The organism is Streptomyces sp. BHT-5-2 (genome assembly GCF_019774615.1).
Taxonomy (GTDB): Bacteria; Actinomycetota; Actinomycetes; order Streptomycetales; family Streptomycetaceae; genus Streptomyces.
The window spans coordinates 155,715-177,285 of sequence record NZ_CP081496.1; the positions used below are offsets into that span (position 1 = coordinate 155,715).

At 71.3% G+C, this 21,571-nt stretch carries 18 protein-coding genes; 9 read left to right on the forward strand and 9 right to left on the reverse strand.

The features are described from left to right. Positions 1–251 precede the first annotated feature (251 nt). Complete coding sequence (locus K2224_RS00725; protein ID WP_221904682.1) at positions 252–2,339, forward strand: HupE/UreJ family protein; 2,088 nt, start codon at positions 252–254, stop codon at positions 2,337–2,339. 201 nt (positions 2,340–2,540) lie between these two features. Here K2224_RS00725 and obgE read toward each other — a convergent pair whose 3' ends face one another. The 6 genes from obgE to K2224_RS00755 all read right to left on the reverse strand — a co-directional run bounded on the left by obgE (position 2,541) and on the right by K2224_RS00755 (position 10,590). Next, positions 2,541–3,977 carry a GTPase ObgE gene (obgE, locus tag K2224_RS00730; RefSeq protein WP_221904683.1) on the reverse strand — a complete coding sequence of 479 codons (1,437 nt, stop codon included), beginning with the start codon at positions 3,975–3,977 and terminating at the stop codon, positions 2,541–2,543. Between the two features lie 191 nt (positions 3,978–4,168). Beyond that, positions 4,169–4,426: a 50S ribosomal protein L27 gene (gene rpmA / locus K2224_RS00735; RefSeq protein WP_221904684.1), complete on the reverse strand. Its 258-nt coding sequence runs from the start codon at positions 4,424–4,426 to the stop codon at positions 4,169–4,171. A gap of 14 nt (positions 4,427–4,440) precedes the next feature. Next, a complete protein-coding gene (gene rplU, locus K2224_RS00740; RefSeq protein WP_018538042.1) occupies positions 4,441–4,761 on the reverse strand; it encodes a 50S ribosomal protein L21 in 321 nt (106 codons plus the stop codon). 287 nt (positions 4,762–5,048) lie between these two features. After that, entirely contained in the window at positions 5,049–8,747 is a 3,699-nt protein-coding gene (locus tag K2224_RS00745) for an Rne/Rng family ribonuclease (protein WP_221904685.1), read from the reverse strand. Between the two features lie 215 nt (positions 8,748–8,962). Further along, on the reverse strand, positions 8,963–9,790 hold the full coding sequence (locus K2224_RS00750; protein WP_221904686.1) for a TIGR03936 family radical SAM-associated protein: 828 nt from the start codon (positions 9,788–9,790) through the stop codon (positions 8,963–8,965). 269 nt (positions 9,791–10,059) lie between these two features. After that, positions 10,060–10,590, reverse strand: a complete 531-nt coding sequence (locus tag K2224_RS00755) for a GNAT family N-acetyltransferase (protein ID WP_221904687.1) — start codon at positions 10,588–10,590, stop codon at positions 10,060–10,062. A gap of 386 nt (positions 10,591–10,976) precedes the next feature. Between K2224_RS00755 and K2224_RS00760 the strand changes: the two genes are divergently transcribed. From K2224_RS00760 to K2224_RS00775, 4 genes are all read left to right on the forward strand, one after another. Continuing rightward, positions 10,977–11,204 carry a ferredoxin gene (locus K2224_RS00760; protein WP_221904688.1) on the forward strand — a complete coding sequence of 76 codons (228 nt, stop codon included), beginning with the start codon at positions 10,977–10,979 and terminating at the stop codon, positions 11,202–11,204. Further along, positions 11,194–12,588, forward strand: a complete 1,395-nt coding sequence (locus tag K2224_RS00765; RefSeq protein WP_221904689.1) for an NAD(P)/FAD-dependent oxidoreductase — start codon at positions 11,194–11,196, stop codon at positions 12,586–12,588. The genes K2224_RS00760 and K2224_RS00765 overlap by 11 nt, the downstream gene beginning before the upstream one ends. A 39-nt stretch (positions 12,589–12,627) precedes the next feature. Then, on the forward strand, positions 12,628–13,836 hold the full coding sequence (locus K2224_RS00770) for a cytochrome P450 (RefSeq protein WP_221904690.1): 1,209 nt from the start codon (positions 12,628–12,630) through the stop codon (positions 13,834–13,836). A 223-nt stretch (positions 13,837–14,059) separates the two neighbouring features. Beyond that, a complete protein-coding gene (locus K2224_RS00775) occupies positions 14,060–14,227 on the forward strand; it encodes a hypothetical protein (protein WP_221904691.1) in 168 nt (55 codons plus the stop codon). A gap of 644 nt (positions 14,228–14,871) precedes the next feature. Here the strand turns inward: K2224_RS00775 and K2224_RS00780 are convergent. Next, positions 14,872–15,504, reverse strand: coding sequence for a class II aldolase/adducin family protein (locus K2224_RS00780; protein WP_221904692.1), 633 nt, complete (start codon positions 15,502–15,504; stop codon positions 14,872–14,874). A gap of 279 nt (positions 15,505–15,783) precedes the next feature. On the opposite strand from K2224_RS00780, the gene K2224_RS00785 reads away from it, so the two are divergent. Beyond that, positions 15,784–16,200: a MarR family winged helix-turn-helix transcriptional regulator gene (locus K2224_RS00785; RefSeq protein ID WP_221904693.1), complete on the forward strand. Its 417-nt coding sequence runs from the start codon at positions 15,784–15,786 to the stop codon at positions 16,198–16,200. 505 nt (positions 16,201–16,705) lie between these two features. Beyond that, positions 16,706–17,740, forward strand: a complete 1,035-nt coding sequence (locus tag K2224_RS00790; RefSeq protein ID WP_221909968.1) for a hypothetical protein — start codon at positions 16,706–16,708, stop codon at positions 17,738–17,740. A gap of 218 nt (positions 17,741–17,958) precedes the next feature. Here K2224_RS00790 and K2224_RS00795 read toward each other — a convergent pair whose 3' ends face one another. Together K2224_RS00795 and K2224_RS00800 are read right to left on the reverse strand one after the other, a co-directional pair. Next, positions 17,959–18,357, reverse strand: coding sequence for a replication initiator (locus tag K2224_RS00795; RefSeq protein WP_313904737.1), 399 nt, complete (start codon positions 18,355–18,357; stop codon positions 17,959–17,961). A 581-nt stretch (positions 18,358–18,938) separates the two neighbouring features. Then, on the reverse strand, positions 18,939–19,955 hold the full coding sequence (locus tag K2224_RS00800; RefSeq protein WP_221904694.1) for a terpene synthase family protein: 1,017 nt from the start codon (positions 19,953–19,955) through the stop codon (positions 18,939–18,941). 130 nt (positions 19,956–20,085) lie between these two features. On the opposite strand from K2224_RS00800, the gene K2224_RS00805 reads away from it, so the two are divergent. After that, positions 20,086–20,259, forward strand: coding sequence for a hypothetical protein (locus tag K2224_RS00805; RefSeq protein ID WP_260693513.1), 174 nt, complete (start codon positions 20,086–20,088; stop codon positions 20,257–20,259). Positions 20,260–20,762: 503 nt separating this feature from the next. Then, entirely contained in the window at positions 20,763–21,077 is a 315-nt protein-coding gene (locus K2224_RS00810) for a hypothetical protein (protein ID WP_221904695.1), read from the forward strand. The last annotated feature ends 494 nt before the right edge of the window (positions 21,078–21,571 follow it).

Sequence of the window (21,571 nt, forward strand, 5' to 3'; positions counted from 1 at the left end):
GGACACCCGGACTCGCCGAATCCGAGGTGGGCCGTAAAAAACTAAGACGGATATCGGCACTCGAAGGTTGCGTTCGACTGGTCCGTTTCGCGGCGAAGAGAGCCACAGCAGATTGTCACCAAGGCCAACAAGGTCATACGGTCGGGTGTCCGTCGGTCCCGTTTCGTCGCTTCGGCGGTGTCGCAGCGCGGGACCCGGCCGCCGTCCCCGGCCTCCCCCCATGACCTTTCTGCTGCCAGGAGCCCTCTCCCGTGCCTTCCGCCGGAATCGCCCCCAGACGAGCCGTCCAGCTCGCGGCGCTCTTCGCGATGATGGTCGCGTTCACCGCCCAGCTGCTCGGCGCGCTGCTGCCCGTCATTCCGCTGTTCATCGCGGCGTCCGTGGTGAACCTGGGTCTCGACCTGGTCCTCCAGCACCAGCAGCCCGCCCTGCTCGCCCTGCTCGGTCGGATCCGCTTCGATGTGACGGTGCGTCAACTGCTGCGGGACATGCTGATGCTGGTCGGCCTGCTGCACATCGACGGGATCAACCCCCTGGAGGAGCAGGCTCCCCTGACCATCACCCTGCTCGCCTTCTACGGCACCCACTTCGTGTGCCAGGCGGTCGCGGTCCTGGTCCGGCGCTCCCGGAGCCTGCCGATCGTCACCCGCAACGTCGACGCCGGCGCGCTGGGCCTGACCGACGCCCCGCCGCGGCTGCTCTACCGCCAGACGGGCCGGCGGCTGCTGCGCTTCTCGGTACCGACCACGGCCGGGATGATGGTCACCGCGGTCACCGGCAACGTCTTCTGGGGCGGCATCGGCATCGGCATCGCGCTGCTGCTCTCGGCCGGCGGCACCCTCTACCTCAGCACCTGGCTGCTGCCCCGCAAGCAGGTCGTCGGCGAACAGCGCGCCCTGGAATGGCTGGACCGCTGGCTGGCCGCCTACCGGCCGACCGTCGGCATGTACTTCTCCGGCGGCGCCGCCTCCGCCTACCAGGCCAACATGTGGCTGGACACCCTGGCAGGGCTGGACGGCCGGCCGATCATCGTGCTCCGCGAGCGGTTCATGGTGCAGAAGATCGAGGCCACCGACATCCCGATCGTCTGCATCCCCAAGGTCTCCCACCTGATGCGGCTGGAGCACTCCACCCTCAAGGTGCTGCTGCACCCGGCGAACTCCGGGAAGACCTCGCAGATCCTGCGGATCCCCTCCATCAAGCACGCCTTCATCAACCACGGCGAGAGCGACAAGCTCTCCTCCTGCAACCCGTACGCCAAGGCGTACGACGAGGTGTGGGTGGCCGGCCCGGCGGCCCGGGACCGCTACCAGCTCGCCGAGATCGGCATCGAGGACAAGGACGTCGTCGAGGTCGGCCGCCCCCAACTGGCGCCGATCCGGCCCTACGAGGGCGCCCCGGTCGGCCGGTACACCACCGTGCTCTACGCGCCCACCTGGGAGGGCTGGGACGGCAACCCGGGCAACACCTCGGTGATCCTGGCCGGCGAGAACATCGTCCGCGCCCTGCTCGCCGACCCCTCGGTCCGGCTGCTCTACAAGCCGCACCCGATGACCGGCTCGGTGGACCCGCGGGCCGGCGCCGCCAACCTCCGCATCCAGGCGATGATCGCCGCGGCCAACGCCCGGCGCGGCGGCCCGCGGCCCGGCCCCGAGACCGCCGCCGAACTGGACCGCCGCACCGTCGAACTCGACCGGCTGACCACCGCGGACTTCCGCAAGAGCGCCGACGAGCTGGAGCGGATGCGGCTCCAGAGCACCCCCGAGGAGGGCCGCGCGGCCGCCGTCGAGGCCGCGGTCACCGCCTGGGAGAAGGCGTACTGGGACTCCTTCCCGGAGTGGGAGCACCGCGTCGTCGTCACCGCGCGCCCCGGCATCTTCGCCTGCTTCAACGAGGCGGACCTGCTGATCAGCGACGTCTCCAGCGTGGTCTCCGACTACCTGACCAGCGAAAAGCCGTACGCGGTCGTCAACACCTCGGGGCTGGACGAGGACGACTTCCGGGCGCAGTTCCCGACGGTGCGGGCGGCCACCGTCCTCGCGCCCGACGCGGCCGGGGTGCCCGCGCTCCTGGAGGCGGTCCGGCACCCGGAGCGGGACGGCCTGGCCACGGCCCGCGCCGAACTCAAGGAGCATCTGCTCGGCCCGTCCGACCCGCCGTCGGCGATCCGCTTCAACCAGGCCGCGCTGGAGCTGTGCGCCAAGGCCGACGAGCGGCGCCGGCGGATGGAGAACCGGCTTTCCGGAATCCCCGTCCAGCGCTCGCAGCAGGCCCTACCCGCCACCGGGACGGCCCGGCCGGGCACCGACGGCGCCCCGGACACCCCCGCCGCCGTCTAAGCCCGCAGCGGGCCGTACGTGGGGGCCCGTGGCCGAGGAGCCCGTACGCGAGCCGTACGCGAGGACGCGAAGACCCTGCGAGGACGCGAAGGCCCCGGGAGGAGCGTTCCTCCCGGGGCCTTGGGTGTGCTTGCGGCGCCGGACCGCGTCGGCCGGTACGGCCCGGAGTCGATACGCCCCGGACGCCGTTGCGCCCTCGAACTAGAAGGGCGAGAAGCCGTCGTAGTCGCGCTGCGCGTCGTCGCGGGCCGCGTCGCGGTCGCGGCGGCGCTGGGCGGCCGGGCGCGGCGCGTCGAAGCGGTGGTCCTCGCCGCGGCGGCCGAGCATCTCCGCACCGGCCGACAGCGACGGCTCCCAGTCGAAGACCACCGCGTTGTCCTCGGGGCCGATCGCCACGCCGTCCATGGCGCGGGCGCCCGCCTTCAGCAACTCGTCCTCCACGCCGAGGCGGTTGAGCCGGTCGGCCAGATAGCCCACCGCCTCCTCGTTGTTGAAGTCGGTCTGGCGGACCCAGCGCTCGGGCTTCTCGCCGCGGACGCGGAAGAACCCGTCGGCCTCCTTGGTGACCGTGAAGCCCGCGTCGTCCACCGCCTTGGGGCGGATCACGATGCGGGTCGCCTCCTGGACCGGCTTGGCGGCACGCGCCGTGGCGACGATCTCCGCCAGCGCGTACGACAGCTCCTTCAGGCCCTGGCGGGCGACCGCGGAGACCTCGAAGACGCGGTAGCCGCGCTCCTCCAGGTCCGGGCGGATCATGTCGGCGAGGTCCTTGCCGTCCGGGATGTCGATCTTGTTGAGGACGACCACCCGCGGCCGGTCGCCGAGGCCGCCGTACTGGGCCAGCTCCTCCTCGATGACGTCGAGGTCGGAGACCGGGTCGCGGTCCGACTCCAGCGTGGCGGTGTCCAGGACGTGGACCAGCACCTCGCACCGCTCGACGTGCCGCAGGAACTCCAGGCCCAGGCCCTTGCCCCGGCTGGCGCCGGGGATCAGGCCGGGGACGTCGGCGATGGTGTAGACCGTCTCGCCCGCGGTCACCACGCCGAGGTTGGGCACCAGCGTCGTGAACGGATAGTCGGCGATCTTCGGCTTGGCGGCCGAGAGGACCGAGATCAGCGAGGACTTGCCGGCGCTCGGGTAGCCGACCAGCGCGACGTCCGCGACGGTCTTCAGCTCCAGCACGATGTCCCGGGCCTCGCCGGGCTCGCCGAGCAGCGCGAAGCCGGGGGCCTTGCGGCGGGCCGAGGCCAGCGCGGCGTTGCCGAGGCCGCCGCGGCCGCCCTGGCCGGCGACGAAACGGGTGCCCTGGCCCACCAGGTCGGCCAGCACCTCGCCGTTCTTGTCCAGGACGACGGTGCCGTCGGGCACCGGCAGGACCAGGTCCTGGCCGTTCTTGCCCTCGCGGTTGTCGCCCGCGCCCGGCTGGCCGTTGGTGGCCTTGCGGTGCGGGTGGTGGTGGTAGTCGAGGAGCGTGGTGACGTCCTGGTCGACGACCAGGGTCACATCGCCGCCGCGGCCGCCGTTGCCCCCGTCGGGGCCACCGAGCGGCTTGAACTTCTCCCGATGGACGGAGGCGCAGCCGTGGCCTCCGTTACCCGCGGCGACGTGCAGCTCGACGCGGTCCACGAAGGTGGTCATGGTGGGGATGCCTCCAGATCAGCGGGGTTGTCTGCGTAATGCGTGGAACGGCCGCCTACGCCCGGGGATGCCGCGCGTACAGCGGGTATGTCTTCTTCACAACGCGCCAAGGGCGGACCGGTCTTCCCGCTTCGCGCGGAAAGAGGCGGTCCGCCCCTGGCGTGCTGTCGACGTGCGTCGTCCGGGCCGAATTACTCGGCGATCGGGACGATGTTCACGACCTTGCGGCCGCGGAAGGTGCCGAACTGCACCGCACCGGGCTGCAGGGCGAACAGGGTGTCGTCGCCGCCGCGGCCGACGCCGTTGCCCGGGTGGAAGTGGGTGCCGCGCTGGCGGACCAGGATCTCACCGGCGAGGACGGCCTGGCCGCCGAAGCGCTTCACGCCGAGCCGCTGAGCGTTGGAATCGCGACCGTTCCGAGTGGACGATGCGCCCTTCTTGTGTGCCATGTCTCCTCAGTCCCTTACTTCGCCGGAGCGTCGATGCCGGTGATCTTCAGCGCCGTGTGGAGCTGGCGGTGGCCGATCCGCTTCTTGTAACCGGTCTTGTTCTTGTACTTCTGGATCCGGATCTTGTCGCCCTTGTGGTGGTCCACGACCTCGGCCTGGACCTTCACGCCGGCGAGGACCCACGGGTCGCTGGTGACCGCGTCACCGTCGACGACCAGCAGCGTGGAGAGCTCGACGGTGTCGCCGACCTTGCTGGTGGAAATGCGGTCAACCTCGATGACGTCGCCAACAGCAACCTTCTGCTGGCGTCCGCCGGTGCGCACGATCGCGTACACGCGGAACTCTCTCTCGCTAGGTAACGGATCCTCTGATGCCAGCCGCTCTCACGGGCTCAGGGACGTCCCGTGGAATCCGACCCGTGGACCACGAGCGGGACGAGCGGCCTCCCTCGGCGGGGCCGAGGGGTGTTTGCTCAGAAGGGGTGGTGTCACACAGACACCGACGGTCAAGGTTACGGGGCCTCGACCAGGGGGTCAAACCGGCCCCGGACCGCCTCGCGACGGTCCGGGTCCGGGCACTGCTCAGTCCGCCCCGGTGCAAGCACCGGGGGCACCGGAGCGGCTTACGCCGCGCCCTCCGTCGACGACGCCGCGGTCTTCTTGGCCGCCGCCTTCTTCGTCGTGGTCTTCTTCGCAGTGGTCTTCTTGACCGCGGCCTTCTTGGCGGTGGTCTTCTTCGCCGCCGTCTTCTTGGCCGTGGTCTTCTTCACCGCGGCCTTCTTGGCCGTGGTCTTCTTCGCCGCCGTCTTCTTCGCGGTCTTCTTCGCCGCGGGGGCCGGCTCGGCACCCTCGGCCGCTTCGGCGGGCTGCTCGGGGGCCTCGGCAGGGGCCTCCGCGGCCGGCGTGCCGACCACGATCGTCCCCGCCGCCTCGTCGGCGGCCTCCGGCGAGCCCGCCGGAGCGGACACCCGGCGGGTCGCCCGGCGGCGCGCACGCGGCGGCGCGGGCTCGGCGGGGGCCGTCTCCGCCGCCGGCACGGGCTCGGCGACGGGCTCCGGCTCGGCGGCCGCAGCCGGGGCGGCCGGCACCACGATCGCGGCGGCCTCCGTGGCCTTGGGCGCACCCGCCGGTGCCGTCGCCTTCCGGCTGACCCGGCGGCGGCCACGGCTCCGACCCGCCGCGGCGGCCTCGGCCTCCGCGGGGCTGCCGAACCACTCGTCGGTGCCGTCCACCGACGGCTGCAGCTGGGCCTCGGTCACCGCGACCGGCTCCAGCTCCGGCAGCGGCTCCTCCGCCGGGGCGGCGACCGCCGGCACGGCCTCGGCCGCGACCTCGGCGGGCTGCTCCGGCTGGGCGCCGTTCGCGCCGGCCTTGCCCTTCTTCCTGCGCTTGCCGCCACCGGCCGCCGGCTGGTCCATGTGGACGATCACGCCGCGGCCGTTGCAGTGCACGCACTGCTCGGAGAACGACTCCAGCAGGCCTTGGCCGACCCGCTTGCGGGTCATCTGGACCAGGCCGAGCGAGGTGACCTCGGCCACCTGGTGCTTGGTGCGGTCCCGGCCCAGGCACTCCAGCAGGCGCCGCAGCACCAGGTCCCGGTTGGACTCCAGGACCATGTCGATGAAGTCGACGACGACGATGCCGCCCAGGTCGCGCAGCCGCAGCTGGCGCACGATCTCCTCGGCCGCCTCCAGGTTGTTCCGGGTGACGGTCTCCTCGAGGTTGCCGCCCTGACCGGTGAACTTCCCGGTGTTGACGTCGATGACGACCATCGCCTCGGTCTTGTCGATGACCAGCGAACCGCCGCTGGGCAGCCAGACCTTGCGGTCCAGCGCCTTCATCAGCTGCTCGTCGATCCGGTACGTCGCGAAGACGTCGACCTCGGAGGTCCACCGCTGCAGGCGGTCGACGAGGTCCGGCGCGACGTGCGAGACATAGCCGTGGATGGTCTCCCAGGCGTCGTCACCGCTGACGATGACCTTGGAGAAGTCCTCGTTGAAGATGTCGCGGACGACCCGGACGGTCATGTCCGGCTCGCCGTAGAGCAGGCTCGGCGAGCTGGTGGAGGACGCCTTCGCCTTCTTCTGGATCTCCTCCCACTGCGCCTGCAGCCGCTCCACGTCCCGGCGCAGCTCGTCCTCGCTCGCGCCCTCCGCGGCGGTGCGGACGATGACGCCCGCGTCCTCGGGGACGATCTTCTTGAGGATCTGCTTCAGACGGGCCCGCTCGGTGTCCGGGAGCTTGCGGCTGATACCGGTCATCGAGCCCTCGGGCACGTAGACGAGGTAGCGGCCGGGCAGCGAGACCTGGCTGGTCAGCCGGGCACCCTTGTGACCGATCGGGTCCTTGGTCACCTGGACCAGGACGGACTGGCCGGACTTCAGCGCGGTCTCGATGCGGCGCGGCCCGTTGGCCATGCCCAGCGCCTCGAAGTTGACCTCGCCGGCGTACAGCACGGCGTTGCGGCCCTTGCCGATGTCGACGAAGGCGGCCTCCATGGAGGGCAGGACGTTCTGCACCTTGCCCAGGTAGACGTTGCCGACGTACGAGGTCGCCTGCTCCTTGTTGACGAAGTGCTCCACGAGCACGTTGTCCTCAAGGACACCGATCTGGGTGCGCTCGCCGCTCTGGCGGACCACCATCACCCGCTCGACGGCCTCCCGGCGCGCCAGGAACTCCGCCTCGGTGATGATCGGCACCCGGCGGCGGCCTTGCTCGCGCCCCTCACGGCGACGCTGCTTCTTGGCCTCCAGACGGGTCGAGCCCTTGATGGACTGGACCTCGTCGGCGCCGGTGCCCTCTTCCTTCTTGCGCGGCTCGCGGACCTTGACGACGGTGCGCTCCGGGTCGTCGGTGTGGGTGCCCTCGGCCTCGGCGGTCTCGCCGGTGCGCCGGCGGCGGCGCCGGCGACGGCGGCTGCTGCTGGTGCCGGCGCCGGACTCCGGGTGCTCCTCCGGCTCCTCGCCCTCGGCGGCCTCCTCGGGCTCCTCGCCCGCACCGGCCTCGGGCTGCTCCTCGGCACCCTCGGCCATCTCGCCGCGGCGGCGACGACGGCCGCCCCGGCGGCGCCGGCGGGAGGGACGGTCGCCGTCCTCGCCGGTCCCGGCCTCGGCGTGCTCCTCCTCGGGCTCCTCGGGCTCCTCGACCTCGGCGGTCTCGACAGCCTCCGCGACCTCGGCGGTCACCGGCTCCTCGACCTGCGCGGGAGCCGCCGACGCGGCCTCGGCCGGCTCGCCGCGGCGCCGGCGACGGCGGCGCTGGGCGCCCGCCGGCGCCTCCTCCGACGTCTCCGTGGTCGCCTCCGCCTCGCGGCGGGCGGCGGCGTGCTCGGCGGCGGCGCTCTCGGGGGTCTGGAACATCGGCTCGGCGAAGACCGGGGCCTGGAAGACGGCCGTCGGCGGCCGCTGCGCCCGGCGGCGGCCGCGCGCCGGCGCCTCGGCGGGGGGCTCCTCCGCGGCCTGCGGCGCGGACGCCTCGGCGGCCACGGGCTCCGCGGGCCGCTCGGCACGGCGGCGGCTCCGGCGGCGGGGCGCCTCGGTCTCGGCGGCCTCCGCGGCGGGGGCCTCGGCCGCGGGCTCCGCGGCGGCGGCCGGAGCGGTGGCCTTACGGGTGGCCCGGCGACGCGCACGGGCCGGACGCGGCTCCTCCTCGGCGGCGGGCGCCTCGACGGCCGCGGCCGCCTCCTCGGCTTCCTCGTCCGCCGCCTCTTCCTCGGCTGCCGGCGTCTCGACGACCGGCTCCGGGGCGGCCGCCGGAGCGGTCGCCTTACGGGTCGCCCGGCGACGCGCACGGGCCGGACGCGGCTCCTCCTCGGCGGGGGCGGCCGGGGCCTCCTCGACGGCGGCGGGCGCCTCGACGGCCTCCGGGGCGGCGGGCTCCTCGGACCGCGGTGCGCCGGCCGGAGCGGTGGCCTTGCGGGTGGCCCGGCGACGCGGACGGGCCGGCTTCTCCTCGGCAGCGGCGGCCGGGGTCTCGGCGGTGGCGGCGGCCGGGGTCTCGGCGGGCTCGGGCGCCTCCGAGGACACGACGGCGCGCGGGGAGCCGGCCGGGGAGGTGGCCTTGCGGGTCGCCCGGCGGCGCGGACGGGCCGGCTTCTCCTCGTCGGCGGCGGACTGCGCCACGGCGACGAGCGCGGTGTCGGAGCCCGCGGCCGGGCGGTCGGTGCTCACCTCGGCGGCCTCGACGGCGCCGGCCGGCGGACCGGCCGGGCGGGACGCCGCGCGGCGCCGGCGGCGCGGCGGCAGCGTGTCACTGGGCGAGTTGTTGTCGCTCTCGCGGTCCGTGGGACGCGAGGATTCGGTGGGCTCAATAGATTCGAGCATGCGGGCGGTTCTCCCGTCACGCTCCCGGGCGCCACGCCTGATTCCGGCCGCGGTCCGCGCGCTGGGCGCGGTCCCGCCGTCCGGGGCGCGTGCGCCGCACGGGAGCTGTCGTCTCGCTCGCCGGGCCCGTGGTCCGGACCGGCGAAAGTCTTCTGGTCAGTGCGTCCGCCGGACCGGGGTGGCGCCCTGGTTGATCGGCGACGCGACGACGCGTCCTACGCAGTGCCGTCCCCGGAAGTGGCCGGGGAGACCCCGCCCTGCACCGTCGCGGTACTCAGCCCGGCGGCCGTGGATGGGGCGGCCGTGGCAGCGTCGCGGTCGGGCGCCAGCGGGTCGGTCACCGTGCCGGTCTCCTCATCGAGCAGCCCCTGCGCCAGCCTGGTCACCGCTGCGGGGACCGGCGGCGCCAGGTCGGCCGTAACCCGGAGGCCGGACAGGACGTCGTCGGGTCGAACGGCAGGTGTCAGATGCCGAACAACCAGCCGCAGTATCGCACAGGCATTGCCGTCGGGCCTATCGCCCTGAGCGGGGCCTTCGCTGCCGCCCTTTGCCGGGACGGCCTCCAGGCGCGCGACCGCGGCCCGGGCGTCGAAGGTCCGCAGGCCGTTCTTGGTGCGGCGTTCGACCGGCACCTCCTCGGCGGCGAGGAACGCCTCGACGGCGCGCCCGGCCTCCTCGGGGGCGACCCCGTCGAGCCGGATCTCCCACACCGACGCCTGGAGCCGGTCGGCGAGGCCGCTGGTGCGGGCCTCCACGGCGTCGGTCACGTCGAGACCGGCGGGCAGGGAGGCGTCGAGCAGCGCGCGGAGCGTCTCCGGATCCCGGTGCTCGGCGAGCTGGATCTCCAGGTACTCGGCCTCGCTGCCGGTCCCGGTGGGCGCCGCGTTGGCGTACGACACCTTGGGGTGCGGGGTGAAGCCCGCCGAATAGGCCATGGGGACCTCGGCGCGGCGCAGGGCCCGTTCGAAGGCGCGCTGGAAGTCGCGGTGGCTGGTGAACCGGAGGCGGCCGCGCTTGGTGTAACGCAGTCGGATGCGCTGCACCGCCGGTGCGGGCGGCGGGCCTTCGGGCTGTCGCTTGCCCAGTGTTACTTCTCCTTGGTTTCAGGGCGCGGCTGGCGCCGCCCCGTCCGGACCGTCCCCGCGTGGGCGCGGACACATCGGGCCCGGACGTCTTTGCCTAGAGTACGTGCCGGCGTCCCGGCTGGTTCCCGGCGGGGCGCCGGGGCCGGGTGCCGCGATCCCGCCCGCCCCGGGGAAATCCATTCGGACGGGTGGGCCGGCGACGGCCCGGCGCCGCGCCGTCGCGGAGGTCACGCGGAGATCCAGTACCGAAGCTTCTCCGCCCGGCGGTCCTCGAAAACCCCACCGCACTCCTCGATCACCCGGCGCGAGCCGGTGTTGGTCTCGTCGCAGGTCACCAGCACCGGGTCGATGCCCAGCCGGTGGGCGTGCGGCAGCACGGCGCGCAGCATCGCGGTGGCGTGGCCCCGGCGGCGGCCGGTGGGGCGCACCGCGTAGCCGATGTGGCCGCCGAACTCGCGCAGGGACGGGGTGAGCCGGTGCCGGACGGTGATCCGCCCCAGGTACTCCGTGCCGTCCACCCACCAGAACGTGGTCATCGGCACGGGGCCGTCGGGCCGCTCGTCCGTTCCGACCCCTTCGATCTCGCGGACGTAGGCGGCGAAGCCCTCGGCCGACCGCCAGCGGGTGTGCCAGGTCCGCAGTTCGCGACCGAGGCCGGAGTAAGGGGAACGGTGCACGCCCTCGGCGCGGAACTCCGTCATGGCGGCGAGGAACGAGTCGTGGACACGGACGGTCGGTGCGCTCAGCTGCGGTGCCATGGCGATCATTGTGCGGGCCGCCGTCCCGGCAGCGCCGCCCGAGGCACCCATTGCAACGGCTGAGGCTTGAGTCCGTTGCACCGGATGCAGAACACCGACATCCAGCCGAACCGCTTCACCCTCTTCACGTGCGAGCTATAGAGATCTCGCACAACGAACACGCGACCCCGACCAGGAATGCAACGTAGCGTTTCCGATATCAGAAACTGCCGCGAGCAGGGAAGGCCACCGGTCGTCCGCGCCGGTTGCGAGCGTCCGCTCCCGGTTTGCGGGCCGGTGCGGCGGCGTCGATCCTGAAGGTGAGGCATGCCATCCGATCGTGTGGACCGAGCGCAAGGGCTACGGAGCTTGCGGCCGCCGGAGTCCGAGCGGGAAGCGGGTTCCAGATGAGGCTTGTCGTCGATCTCAACCGGTGCCAGGGATTCGCGCAGTGCGTGTTCCTCGCCCCGGACGTGTTCGCCCTCCACGGCAACGAGGCGCTGCTGTTCTCCCCTCGCTTCGACGAGACGCAGCGGGACCGCGTGGAGAAGGCTGCGGCGGCCTGCCCGGTGCAGGCCATCCTCGTCGACTACTCCGACGAGCCGACGAGGGGTGTGGAGCCCGATGTCGGCTGACACAGACGTCGAGGTCCTGCGGCGGCAGGGCCGGATCGTCGTCGTCGGCGCCTCGCTGGCCGGCCTGCGCGCCGCGGAGACCCTGCGCGAGCAGGGGTTCACCGGCTCCCTGACGATGATCGGCGACGAGCCGTACGAACCCTACGACCGTCCGCCGCTGTCCAAGCAGGCGCTCCTCGGGCGGACCCGGCCCGAGGACACCGCGCTGCCGCGCCGACGTGACATCGACGCCGCATGGCGTCTGGGTGTCGCCGCCGAGGGCCTGGACCGGGACGCCAGACAGGTGCGCCTGGCGAACGGCGACACCGTCCCCTACGACCGCCTGCTGATCACCACCGGGACCAGGGCGCGGCCCTGGTTCCACCCGGAACAGGCCGCGCTGGACGGGGTGTTCGTACTGCGCACCCGCGACGACTCGGCACGTCTGCAGCGGAAGCTGACCGGGGGCGCGTCCCGGGTGCTGGTGATCGGCGCCGGTTTCACGGGATCCGAAGTCGCCTCCGTATGCCGGGAGTTGGGCCTGGCTGTCACGGTCGCCGAGCGCGCCCCGGCGCCGCTGGTCGGCGCGCTCGGCGGGGTGATCGGCACGGTCGCGGACCGGCTGCAGCGCCGGAAGGGAGTCGATCTGCGCTGCGGGGTCAGCGTCACCGCCCTGGAGGGCGACTACGGGGGACGGCTCAGGCGCGCCCATCTCTCCGACGGTTCGGCGATCGACGTGGAGGTGGCGGTCGTCTCGCTCGGTGCCGTCCGGAACACGGAGTGGCTCGCCGGCTCGGGGCTGGCCGCGGGCCCCCGGGGGGTCGCGTGCGACGCCGGGTGCCGGGTGTTCGACGTCAACGGCATCGTCACCGACGACATCTACGCGGCCGGTGACGTCGCCCGCACCCCGCACCCGCTGTTCGACTACCAGTTCCTGTCGCTGGAGCACTGGGGCAACGCGGTCGAACAGGCCGAGATCGCCGCCCACAACATGATCTGTGCAGGTCCCAGGCGCCGTCCGCATCTGTGGCTGCCGATGTTCTGGTCCTCACAGTTCGGCGTCAACATCAAGTCCGTGGGCGTGCCGCCGCTGGGCGACCAGCTGGTCGTCGCCCAGGGGACGCTCGCCGAGGACCGGTTCGTCGCGGTGTACGGCTTCCGCGGCCGGGTGATCGCCGCGGCGTCCTTCGACGGAGCCAAGTGGCTGGGGTTCTACCAGGAGCAGATCGCGGCCGGCGCGCCGTTCCCGCCGGAGTACCGCACGGTCGACCGCCGGACCGAGACGCTGCAGCCGGTCGACCCGGACTTCCCCGATCCCCATCTGCCCACGCACGGGCCCACCGTCACGCTGACGGGGCACTCGCCGAGCGAGCGGCGTGTCGAGTTCGTTCCGGCGCGGGCCTGATCACCGGCCCTGTGCCGCCCGGAGCCCTCAGGAGACACCATGACGCTCGGGACCATCTCCGCGAAGATCACCGACTACGCCAACCGGGCCGATCCGTACCCGCTCTACGCGGAGCTGCGCCGGACACCGGTCAGGCGGGAGGACGACGGCACCTACCTGGTCAGCACGTACTACGAGGTGCGGAACCTGGCCAACGACCCGCGGCTGAGCAACGACACCGGCAACCGTGGGCTCGGCTACGCCCACGTCGGGCAGCCGCCGGAGGAGACCGGCCTGCCGCCCAGCTTCACTTTCACCGACCCGCCCGTGCACGACCGGCTGCGCGACACCGTCAACCGGCCGTTCGGGCCCCCGCACAGCCCCGGGTTCCTCGACTCGCTGCGCGGCGACCTGGCCAAGGTCGTCACCGAGCTGCTGGACGCCTTCGAGGGCAAGGACCAGGTCGACATCGTCGAGGACTTCTCCTACCCCCTCCCCGTCACCGCCATCTGCAAGGTCCTGGGCGTGCCGCGCGAGGACGAAGCGCGCTTCCACGGGTGGGCCGATGCCCTGGCGTCGGCGCTCGATCCCCACTCCGGCGGCGACGACGGCCAGGAGAAGGGGCAGCGGGCGCGCCAGGAGCTGGGCGCCTACCTGGCCGAACTGATCGAGACCAAACGCCGCCACCCCGGCCCCGGGATGCTCAGCGCGCTCGCCCCCGACATGACTGCGGCGGACCTGGAGGCCACCGCGGTGCTGCTCCTGGTCGCCGGCCACGAGACCACCGTCAACGCGATCACCAACACGACCCTGACGCTGCTGCGGCACCCCGACATCCTGCGGCGGTTCCAGAACGAGCCGGGCCTGGCCGTGCCGCTCGTCGAGGAGGTGCTGCGGTACGAGCCGCCGGTGCAGTTCGTCCCGTGGACCACCGCCCTGGCCGACATCGACATCGCCGGCACCACGATCCCCCAGGGCTCGCCGGTCTGGCTCATGCTGGCCGCGGCCAACCGCGACCCCAAGCGCTTCAAGGACCCCGACCGGTTCGATCCCGACCGCGAGGACAACGAGCACCTGGGTTTCTACACCGGCATCCACTACTGCTTCGGCGCCCCGCTCGCCCGGATGGAACTCCATGTGGCGGTGGAGGAACTGTTCCGCCGGGTCAGGTTCTCCGGGCTGCTGGAGGACCCGCCGCCGTACCGTGCCAACGCGGTGCTGCGCGGCCCCCGCCACCTCCCGGTGGCGATCGAGGGCCTCAGGGCCTGAACGCCGGGCAGGCCCGGAACGCCGCGGCAGGTCCTGGACGGCCGCCCCGACGGCCCTTCCGGTGGGGCCACGACGAGAGCACGGCGGCAGGTATCCGACTCACGCGATCGGCCCACCCCCTTTCGGGGCGAAACCGCCCAAACGGGTACCGTCGTATCAATGCGTAGCTCCTGGTGCGCCTGCCTTCGGGCGCCGCCAACTCCCGTCTAGGAGGCACAAGCTCATGACGCATCTCCGTCGAATAGCCACCCTCGCAGCGGTAAGCGCAATCCTCACCTTCGGACTCGTCGCGCCCGCCCAGGCGCGCCCCCTCGGGGACGACGACGACTTCCTCCACCTGCACATCCACGGACACTGTCCCCCCGTCATCGGCTGCCTCATCTCCCTCTAGCGGCGGCAGGGCGATTCCCCGAGGCCACCCGACAGGCCCGAACGCCCGATCCGAACGCCCGGCCCGGACAGCCGACCCGGACAGCCGGCCCGGACACCCCGCCCAACCGGGCCGCAGCGCCGTCGAGTTCACCGACGCACCACGAGACGAACCCACAAGTCCAGCGCGATCCGCCGGCGTTCGGGCCCGAGCCAGCCCGCCCTCCCCCGCACCGCGTTCCCCTTCATCGCCCACAGCGACAGCATTCACCGTCATTCCATGGCAACGATCCCGGACGGCACCGTCGCATCACCCGCGAGACCACTGCAACAAATTCCCTGACCACAGCCGCACATCCGCTCCGGCGCCGGGCCCGGCTCCCGCGCACGGCCGCACGCACCGCCGGTGTCCGGCGGGCGAGTTGGGCCGCTACCAGGTGGGCATGGGGCACATCCAGGCCGCCCTGCGTGAAGCCACCGCCGTGCACCCAGACCAGACCGACCGTGGCGGGGGTGCTCCGGGGAACGTAGACCCGGACGGCGACGCCGTTGGCCGTGGTGTGCTCGATCTCCACGTCGGCCAGGTCGTAGGGCCGGCCATCGGATCGGCCATCGGGTCGGGTGGTGACGATCGCCTGATGGAGCGGCGGCACGGGGAACCGCCCCTCAACGGGTCTCGGCGTGGCCGACCCGGCGGGTCCAGTAGCGCCAGCCCGCCCACATCTGGCTGTCCGGCCAGCACTCCGCCGCCTTGCGCACGCTCTCCTCGGGACCGGTCCAGCACCGGATCTCGCCGGCGGCCTGCGCGGTGAGTTGGATGCGGCAGGCCCGTTCCAGGAACAGGGCGGTCAGCACGGCGTGCGCGAGGTCCCGGCCGACCGCGGCCAGGCCGTGCTGGGGCATCAGGCAGGCACGCGCCGGGCCGAGCGCTTCGGCCAACGCCCGCCCCAGCGCAGGGGTGCTGACGAGACCGGCGGTGGCGGTGTAGCGCGGCAGACCGTGCTCGGCGAAGAGGACCGCGTCGTGGCTGACCGGCAGCAGCGGCCGGTTCAGCGCGGCGAAGGCGTTGACGGCCGGGGCGTGCGTATGGACCGTGACGTTCACGTCCGGACGGGCCCGCATCAGCTCGGTGTGGATCGGATACTCCTTGTGCACCCCGTCCGGACCGGCGAGGGAACGGCCGTCCCAGCCGACCAGCACGACCCGGTCCGGCCCGACCTCCTCCAGTCCCCAGCCGGGGGCCTTCATCCACACCCCCCGCCCCTCGGGGTCGCGCACCGCCAGATGCCCCCACACCATGTCGCCCTACCCGGCCGCTGCCAGCACCCGGCTGCCCAGCGCCACCGCGGCAGTCTCCGCCGCGGCCGTCTCCACCACGACCTCCCCCTTCTGACCGTGTGCCACAGGTACCCCTTTCGGCTTCGCGTGCCCGTTCATGACGCCGTTCCGGTTCCCGTTCCCGTCGAGCGATCCGCCCGCGGGCGCCATCAACATACTGAAGTTACCTCTTAATTAGAATCCCTCATTAAGAAGGTGGTTCATAAAGAACGGGGTTCAGTCAGGTGCTAGCCTCGGTGCATGGAGACCGACGAGGCGTCCGGGGGCCTGGGCGAACTGTTCCTGAGCGTGGCCAAACGCGTGCGGGCCCAGCAGGCGGAACGCTTCGCGCCCTTCGGCATCACCCCCGCACAGGCCCGCGTGCTCGGCCTCCTGGCACGCAGCGGGACGCCGCCGCGGATGACGGAACTGGCGGAGCGACTGGGCGTGGTGCCGCGCGCGGTGACCCCCCTCATCGACGCGCTGGAGGAGGCCGGGCTGGTGCGCCGCCTGTCCGACCCGGGCAACCGGCGCTCCACACTGGTCGAACTGACCGACCAGGGCTCCGCCATGCGCCGGTCGCTCCATGCCGAGCGCGTACGCGTCGTCGAGGACGTCTTCGCCCCCCTCACGCCGCGACAGCGCGCAACCCTGCTGGACCTGCTCGGCAGGCTGTGAGCACCCGACGTACCCGGCCCGGGCAGCAGGGCCAGGCAGGGCAGTGGCCGCCTGGGGACGGTGCAACCAGGCGTACCGTCGGCAGATCCGGCTACGGGGGTCCTTTGCCCCTCCCCCACCGAAGAAGATGCCGTCGTTGATCCGTTCGCGCCTTCACCACCCGGCGGGACCCATGCCATAACAGTGCATGCACATACGACACTTCATCCTTTCAGTTGAAGGTCGCAGATTCCGTCTGCGGCTCGGGGGTGTGGCCTGTTGGGTGGGCGAATGGGTCGTGGCTGCCACAGCCCGACTTCATGAACGCAGCTACGGGACAAGGGAGTTGTCGTTGAAAACCCTGCTTCGCACCCTCCTTGCGGCTCCATTTCTGGCCAGCACTATGGCCGCGGCTCCATCGGCTTCAACGGTGCCCGCGCAACCGGCTGGCGTTCCGTGCGCCAGCGGTACGTGCCGGGCCGCGTTCACCACCACAGGGTGGACCGAGTTCACTGTGCCCCAGGGCGTGCACAGCATCACCGCGTACGTATGGGGCGCAGGCGGTGGTGGAGCCGGTGGCGCCACGGGCGGCGGTGGGGGTGGAGGCGGAGGTACGGACGCGGCCACCATCTGGGCCAAGAACGTACGGCACGGTGGCGGTGGCGGCGGCGCCGGCGGCGGAGGCGGAGCGGGCGGAACCGGTGGGGGCGGTGGCACGTACGCCACAGGCCGCTTCACCGTGCAACCGGGCCAGAAGTTGAAGATCTTCGTCGGAGTCGGTGGCAAGGGCGGCGGCGCCGGCGGCGTGGGCACGCAGGGCGGCGCCGGCGCGAAGGACAGTCCCGGCAAGCGCGGTCAGGACGCGTACAACCCCGGCGACGGGGACAACGGTAGCGGCTCGAACATCACCGACCCCAGGGTCGGCTGGTTGCTGGACGCCAGTGGCGGTGGCGGCGGCAAGGCAGCCGGCGGCGGCAAGGCTGGGGAAGGAGGCTGCAACGGCAACACCGGGCCCAAGTGCGCGCGGTACCAGCAGACACCGTTCCCCACACCCGACCCGCCGACCTACGGTGAGCGCGGCGGTGACGGCGGAACACCCGGCCCCGGCGGTGTCGCCAGCACGGCCAGCTCCGGGGGGTATGCGGAGATCGGCAAGTCGGTCAAGGACGGCCAATGGTATGCGCCTGCCGCTGCCGAACAGGGCCGGGCCGGGAGCCCGGGGGCGTACGGCGGCCGGGGCGGTTGGGGTGCCTTGTTCACGGACCCGGACACGGTCCCGGCCAAGGGCGGGCAAGCCGGTCAGGGCGGAGCCGGCGGTGACGGCGGGAAGGGCGGTGCCGTCAAGGACACCTTGATCACGCCTCCGCAGGCCATCGGCCAAGGAGGCCAGGGCGGTTCCGGAGGCCGAGGCGGTGACGGCGGTGTCGGGGCACGCGGTGCGGCACGGGAGTACCTGGCCGAGAACTACGGGAAGGACGGACAGAAAGGCTTGGTAGGCACCAACGGCCAGCCAGGCGGAAACGGCTACGTACTCCTGACCTGGGACTCCACGCCGGCCTAGGTGTACAGGCCACGAGTCGCGAGCGCATGAGCCGCCTCCCGGGCAGTCCGGGAGGCGGCTTTCCCACGTGAGCCACTTCGAGGGATCAAATGGTTCCTCGGTACCGTCGTCATCCACGATCACGATCTCGCTTTCGATCATTGCCCTCGCTCCGGCCCCCGCAGAGCGGGGCAAAGACAGGCAGCGTGGAGAAGTGGCCTCAAGCTCGGGTAGAGCGACTACGGGCTCCACTCCCCCTCGCCTCTTCTCGCCGCTGCGTAGAACTGCCGGGTCTGCCGGAGGTCTTCGGCAATGCCTGCGGCGATGAGGGCTGCGCCGGGGGTGTGGCCGGAGCCGACATAGCGCCGGCACGCGTCCGTGAGCACGTCGGGGGCGTCACCCGGCTCGGCACCGACGGCGACGCTCTGGTACTCGGCGCGTTCGGCGCGCAGAGCGGTGTAAGTGGTGGAGTAGGCCCGGGATTTGGTGAGGATGTGGCCCCGGTAGCCGAGGGTGTGTGCCCAGGCCCGCAGTCTGAGCGGTTCCGGCTCCGGAAGGTCGAGGGTGTTGCCGTCCCGGTCCTTCTTGACCTGTTGGTCTCGAAGTCCGCGAGCTTCGGCTCGGGCCCGACCGCGCACCGCAGTACGCCGAGCCGCGAGGTGTCCACAGGGATGGACTGCATGAGCGGTGGCCTCCTTGGCCATACAGAGATGAGACGTCACAAGACGTCATTCGTGCTGCCGAAGGGCTCATCGAGGTAACCCACGGCAAGCGCAGCTACGTCCGCGCCCTCCCTACCCCGGCGGTCAGCTTCGAGCGGACCATCACTCGCAGCGGCAAGACGTTCCGCACTGGCCATCAGGACACCGAGCCGGAGTTGATCTACGCGCTTCCCACTGCGGCCGGGCACAAGCTCGCCTGGGACGAGACCGTCAGCGCCCGGATGCCGCTCGACGAACGCGACGCGCTACAGGCCCCCGACGTGACCCCGATCCTGCTGGCCTCCCGGCTGACCCTCGGCACCGACCGGCGCCCCTTGATCCTCGAAGAGCTGCGCACCGGCGCCGGCCGTGCCCAACTCGCCTACCGCCTCACCGCCGACAGCCCCGCGCACACCGCCAGCCGACGACGGCCGTGCGGGGCGATGCCGGTAGCCGGACTATGGCTGGCTGTTGCCCCCGTCGTCGGCTGCGGCAGTGCCCGGAGCACGGTCAACGTGTCAGGAGGGCGTTGGTGCCCATGGGCTCACTGCCGCCGGCAGCGGCACGCTGCTGGGGCGGTGAGCCGCGTAGCGGCCGGTCTGCGCACACCAGTCGTAGTTGCCGCGGATCGCGGCGCGCATTCCCTCGATGCAGCCGTAGACGTTGGTGCGGTCGGCGACTGGGATTGCGAGCCGATCGCACACGTTGGTGATGGCGGGTTCTGTGCGGCTGAAAGTGCGGGTCCACTCGTCGACCATGCGGCGGGCCCTGTCGATGGCTTCGGAGCGTGTGCATCGCTGTTCGTGTTCGATGATGAGTACGAGATTGTGCTGATCGCCCTGGGCTTCTTCTTTGTCCAGCGACAGAACGTCGTTGACGATGTTGATGTTCTGGTTGGTGACATAACGCATCAGGCGCAGTTCGGGGCTGTCGTAGACCGGCGGGGGGAGTTCGCTGCGCCAGACCCGTTCGATCAGGTCCAGCAGCGGGGGCATGAACCCCGTGCGGTAGCGCAGGTCCAGGTAGTCCGGCGTACTCGGCCAGACTCCCTGAACGCGGTTGGTTGCCTCGGTGACGTGGGCGTGCAGGTACTGCTTCCAGTGCCGAACGGCGCGTTCGCACCATGCCGGGGACATCCCGGCACGCTCCCGTTTCCATAAGTCGCTGAAGGCGGCCGTCAGCGGATGCCCGCTGACGGCCGCCGTGTCGGATTCCCCGTCCAGTACCGCGGCGGTGCGCTCGATGACGGCGGCCACGGACTCGGGCTGCTGGCCGAGCGGTCCGTCGAATTGGTCGTCGAAGGCTAAGAACCACCCGAAGACGTCACAGCCCAGGGCCAGGTCATCGCCCTGGGCCAGATAGAACCAGCGTGCCCCGACCTCCGCCGGACTCCACAGCCGGTACTTCGCCTCGGCCTCCGGACCGGCCAGCAGACCCATGCCACGCATCCACTCGATATGCCGGGTTTCCGCTGCGGGCAGTAGCGGATTGACCCGTGGGGGGAATGGGATGTCGAACTCCTCGTACTCCTGCATACGCCCTGCCCCTTCAAGTCGGTTTCACCATGGGTGGCTTGTGACGACAAATCTCGGGCCAGGAGCAAGGGCGCTTCAACGGCGCTCGGATGTACGCAAGCCGCGCAGCACTGCGCAGACTCCCTAAGGCGTGATGCTGGTCGACCTCAGCCACCAGGCCAACTACCTCGGCAACCACACCCAGGCCATCAACCTTGCCCGCGCCGCCATCGAAGGCGCCGAAGGCAAGGCGACTCCGCGCGCCATGTCGATGTACTCGGCCATGGAAGGCCCTGGAAGCCCGCGCCCTTTCCAACATCGGTGACCACAAAGGCGCCGGCCGAGCCATGAACGAAGCCGAGCCGTCCAGCCCAGCGGCCCGACACGCGGCGGCCAACACCCGTGCCGCCCCCGCCGACGTGAACCCTTCTTCCGGACTCCGAGCAGCGTCAACCGTGGCCACGCCCACCGGGCAGGAGACGCCCGTCCCACCCAGCCGGCAGCAGCTAGCACGCCCTGGCGACCATCAGTACGCCATCGAGCCCGCTCACGCTCCCAACTCTTCACAGCGTCGTAGCAGACATAGCAGGAGCCGAGAAGCAACTCATTGACGGACTGTCGAGCACAAGGCATTACGAATACCCTGCCGAGAATTCCGCACATCATTCATACAATCAGGCCCGCCTACTATGCCATTTATTCCCGCAGGAGAATTTTAACTAATTCCAGTGAGTCGTTAAGCGATAGTGCCATATTTCGTTACTAACGTTGCCGCCGCACCAAGTCGATCAGCTACTGATCGACCCCTTCCACTCCATCGGAGAAGAAATGCGCAAGCTCCAGAAGGCTGCCGTATTGGTGGCCATCCTCGGCAGCGTCTCCCTTCTTGGTTTCGGCACCGCCAACGCCGCCGGCGGAAGGCAAGGCGGCAAGGGAGACGGCGGATTCAACATCAGACAGGGAAGCCAGTGCCGGTCGCACGACGAGAACGTCAACGTGCTCGGCGAGGTCGGGATCCTCGATGGAGCGCTGGGTGACGCGCTCGGCGGTGAAGGCTCCCCCGGCGCCCAAAACACCACGATGGGCTCAAACATCGGCTGCAACAACAGCTTCGCCCTCGGCGGCAAGGGCGACAAGGAATGAACGCCACCCCCGGCGCCCATCCCAGGCCGACGCCGGGGGCACGCCTCATCCCGACCTCACACCCTCGGGCACGAAAGCCACCTGCCGAGCCTCTTGGGAGCTGGTAAGAATCCCGAAGCTCAAGGCAGCGTCATCCGCAGCACGAACAGAGCTCCGCTGACCAAGCTCTCCGGTGAGGCTTGGTCAGCGGCCCTTTCCTTTTTGTCCCACGCCAACGTGATCCGAAACCCCAGACGCAGTCCACTCGGAGTGGGTGTTAGAAGGGCCTCCCTTCATCAGAATGGGAGTTCTCATTAATCCACAGTCCCCGGATCGCACTGCCGGAAGCACAGTGCGAGCCGGGAACTACGGAAGCGTCCGCGCGATAGCGATACACCCCGAGTGCACACCCCTCAGCGGACGCTTACGGCCCCACAGTCCTCCAGACGGACAGCCAAGCCTTGGGCCACAAGTCGAGACTTTAGAGCCCGATTCATGCACGATTCACGACAACA

What these genes read in the sequence shown, in the direction of transcription:
- obgE (WP_221904683.1), bottom strand. Translation starts at nt 3,977, where the DNA reads ATGACCACCTTCGTGGACCGCGTCGAGCTGCACGTCGCCGCGGGTAAC.
- rpmA (WP_221904684.1), bottom strand. Translation starts at nt 4,426, where the DNA reads ATGGCACACAAGAAGGGCGCATCGTCCACTCGGAACGGTCGCGATTCC.
- K2224_RS00745 (WP_221904685.1), bottom strand. Translation starts at nt 8,747, where the DNA reads ATGCTCGAATCTATTGAGCCCACCGAATCCTCGCGTCCCACGGACCGC.
- K2224_RS00755 (WP_221904687.1), bottom strand. Translation starts at nt 10,590, where the DNA reads ATGGCACCGCAGCTGAGCGCACCGACCGTCCGTGTCCACGACTCGTTC.
- K2224_RS00760 (WP_221904688.1), top strand. Translation starts at nt 10,977, where the DNA reads ATGAGGCTTGTCGTCGATCTCAACCGGTGCCAGGGATTCGCGCAGTGC.
- K2224_RS00765 (WP_221904689.1), top strand. Translation starts at nt 11,194, where the DNA reads ATGTCGGCTGACACAGACGTCGAGGTCCTGCGGCGGCAGGGCCGGATC.
- K2224_RS00770 (WP_221904690.1), top strand. Translation starts at nt 12,628, where the DNA reads ATGACGCTCGGGACCATCTCCGCGAAGATCACCGACTACGCCAACCGG.
- K2224_RS00775 (WP_221904691.1), top strand. Translation starts at nt 14,060, where the DNA reads ATGACGCATCTCCGTCGAATAGCCACCCTCGCAGCGGTAAGCGCAATC.
- K2224_RS00780 (WP_221904692.1), bottom strand. Translation starts at nt 15,504, where the DNA reads ATGGTGTGGGGGCATCTGGCGGTGCGCGACCCCGAGGGGCGGGGGGTG.
- K2224_RS00785 (WP_221904693.1), top strand. Translation starts at nt 15,784, where the DNA reads ATGGAGACCGACGAGGCGTCCGGGGGCCTGGGCGAACTGTTCCTGAGC.
- K2224_RS00800 (WP_221904694.1), bottom strand. Translation starts at nt 19,955, where the DNA reads ATGCAGGAGTACGAGGAGTTCGACATCCCATTCCCCCCACGGGTCAAT.
- K2224_RS00810 (WP_221904695.1), top strand. Translation starts at nt 20,763, where the DNA reads ATGCGCAAGCTCCAGAAGGCTGCCGTATTGGTGGCCATCCTCGGCAGC.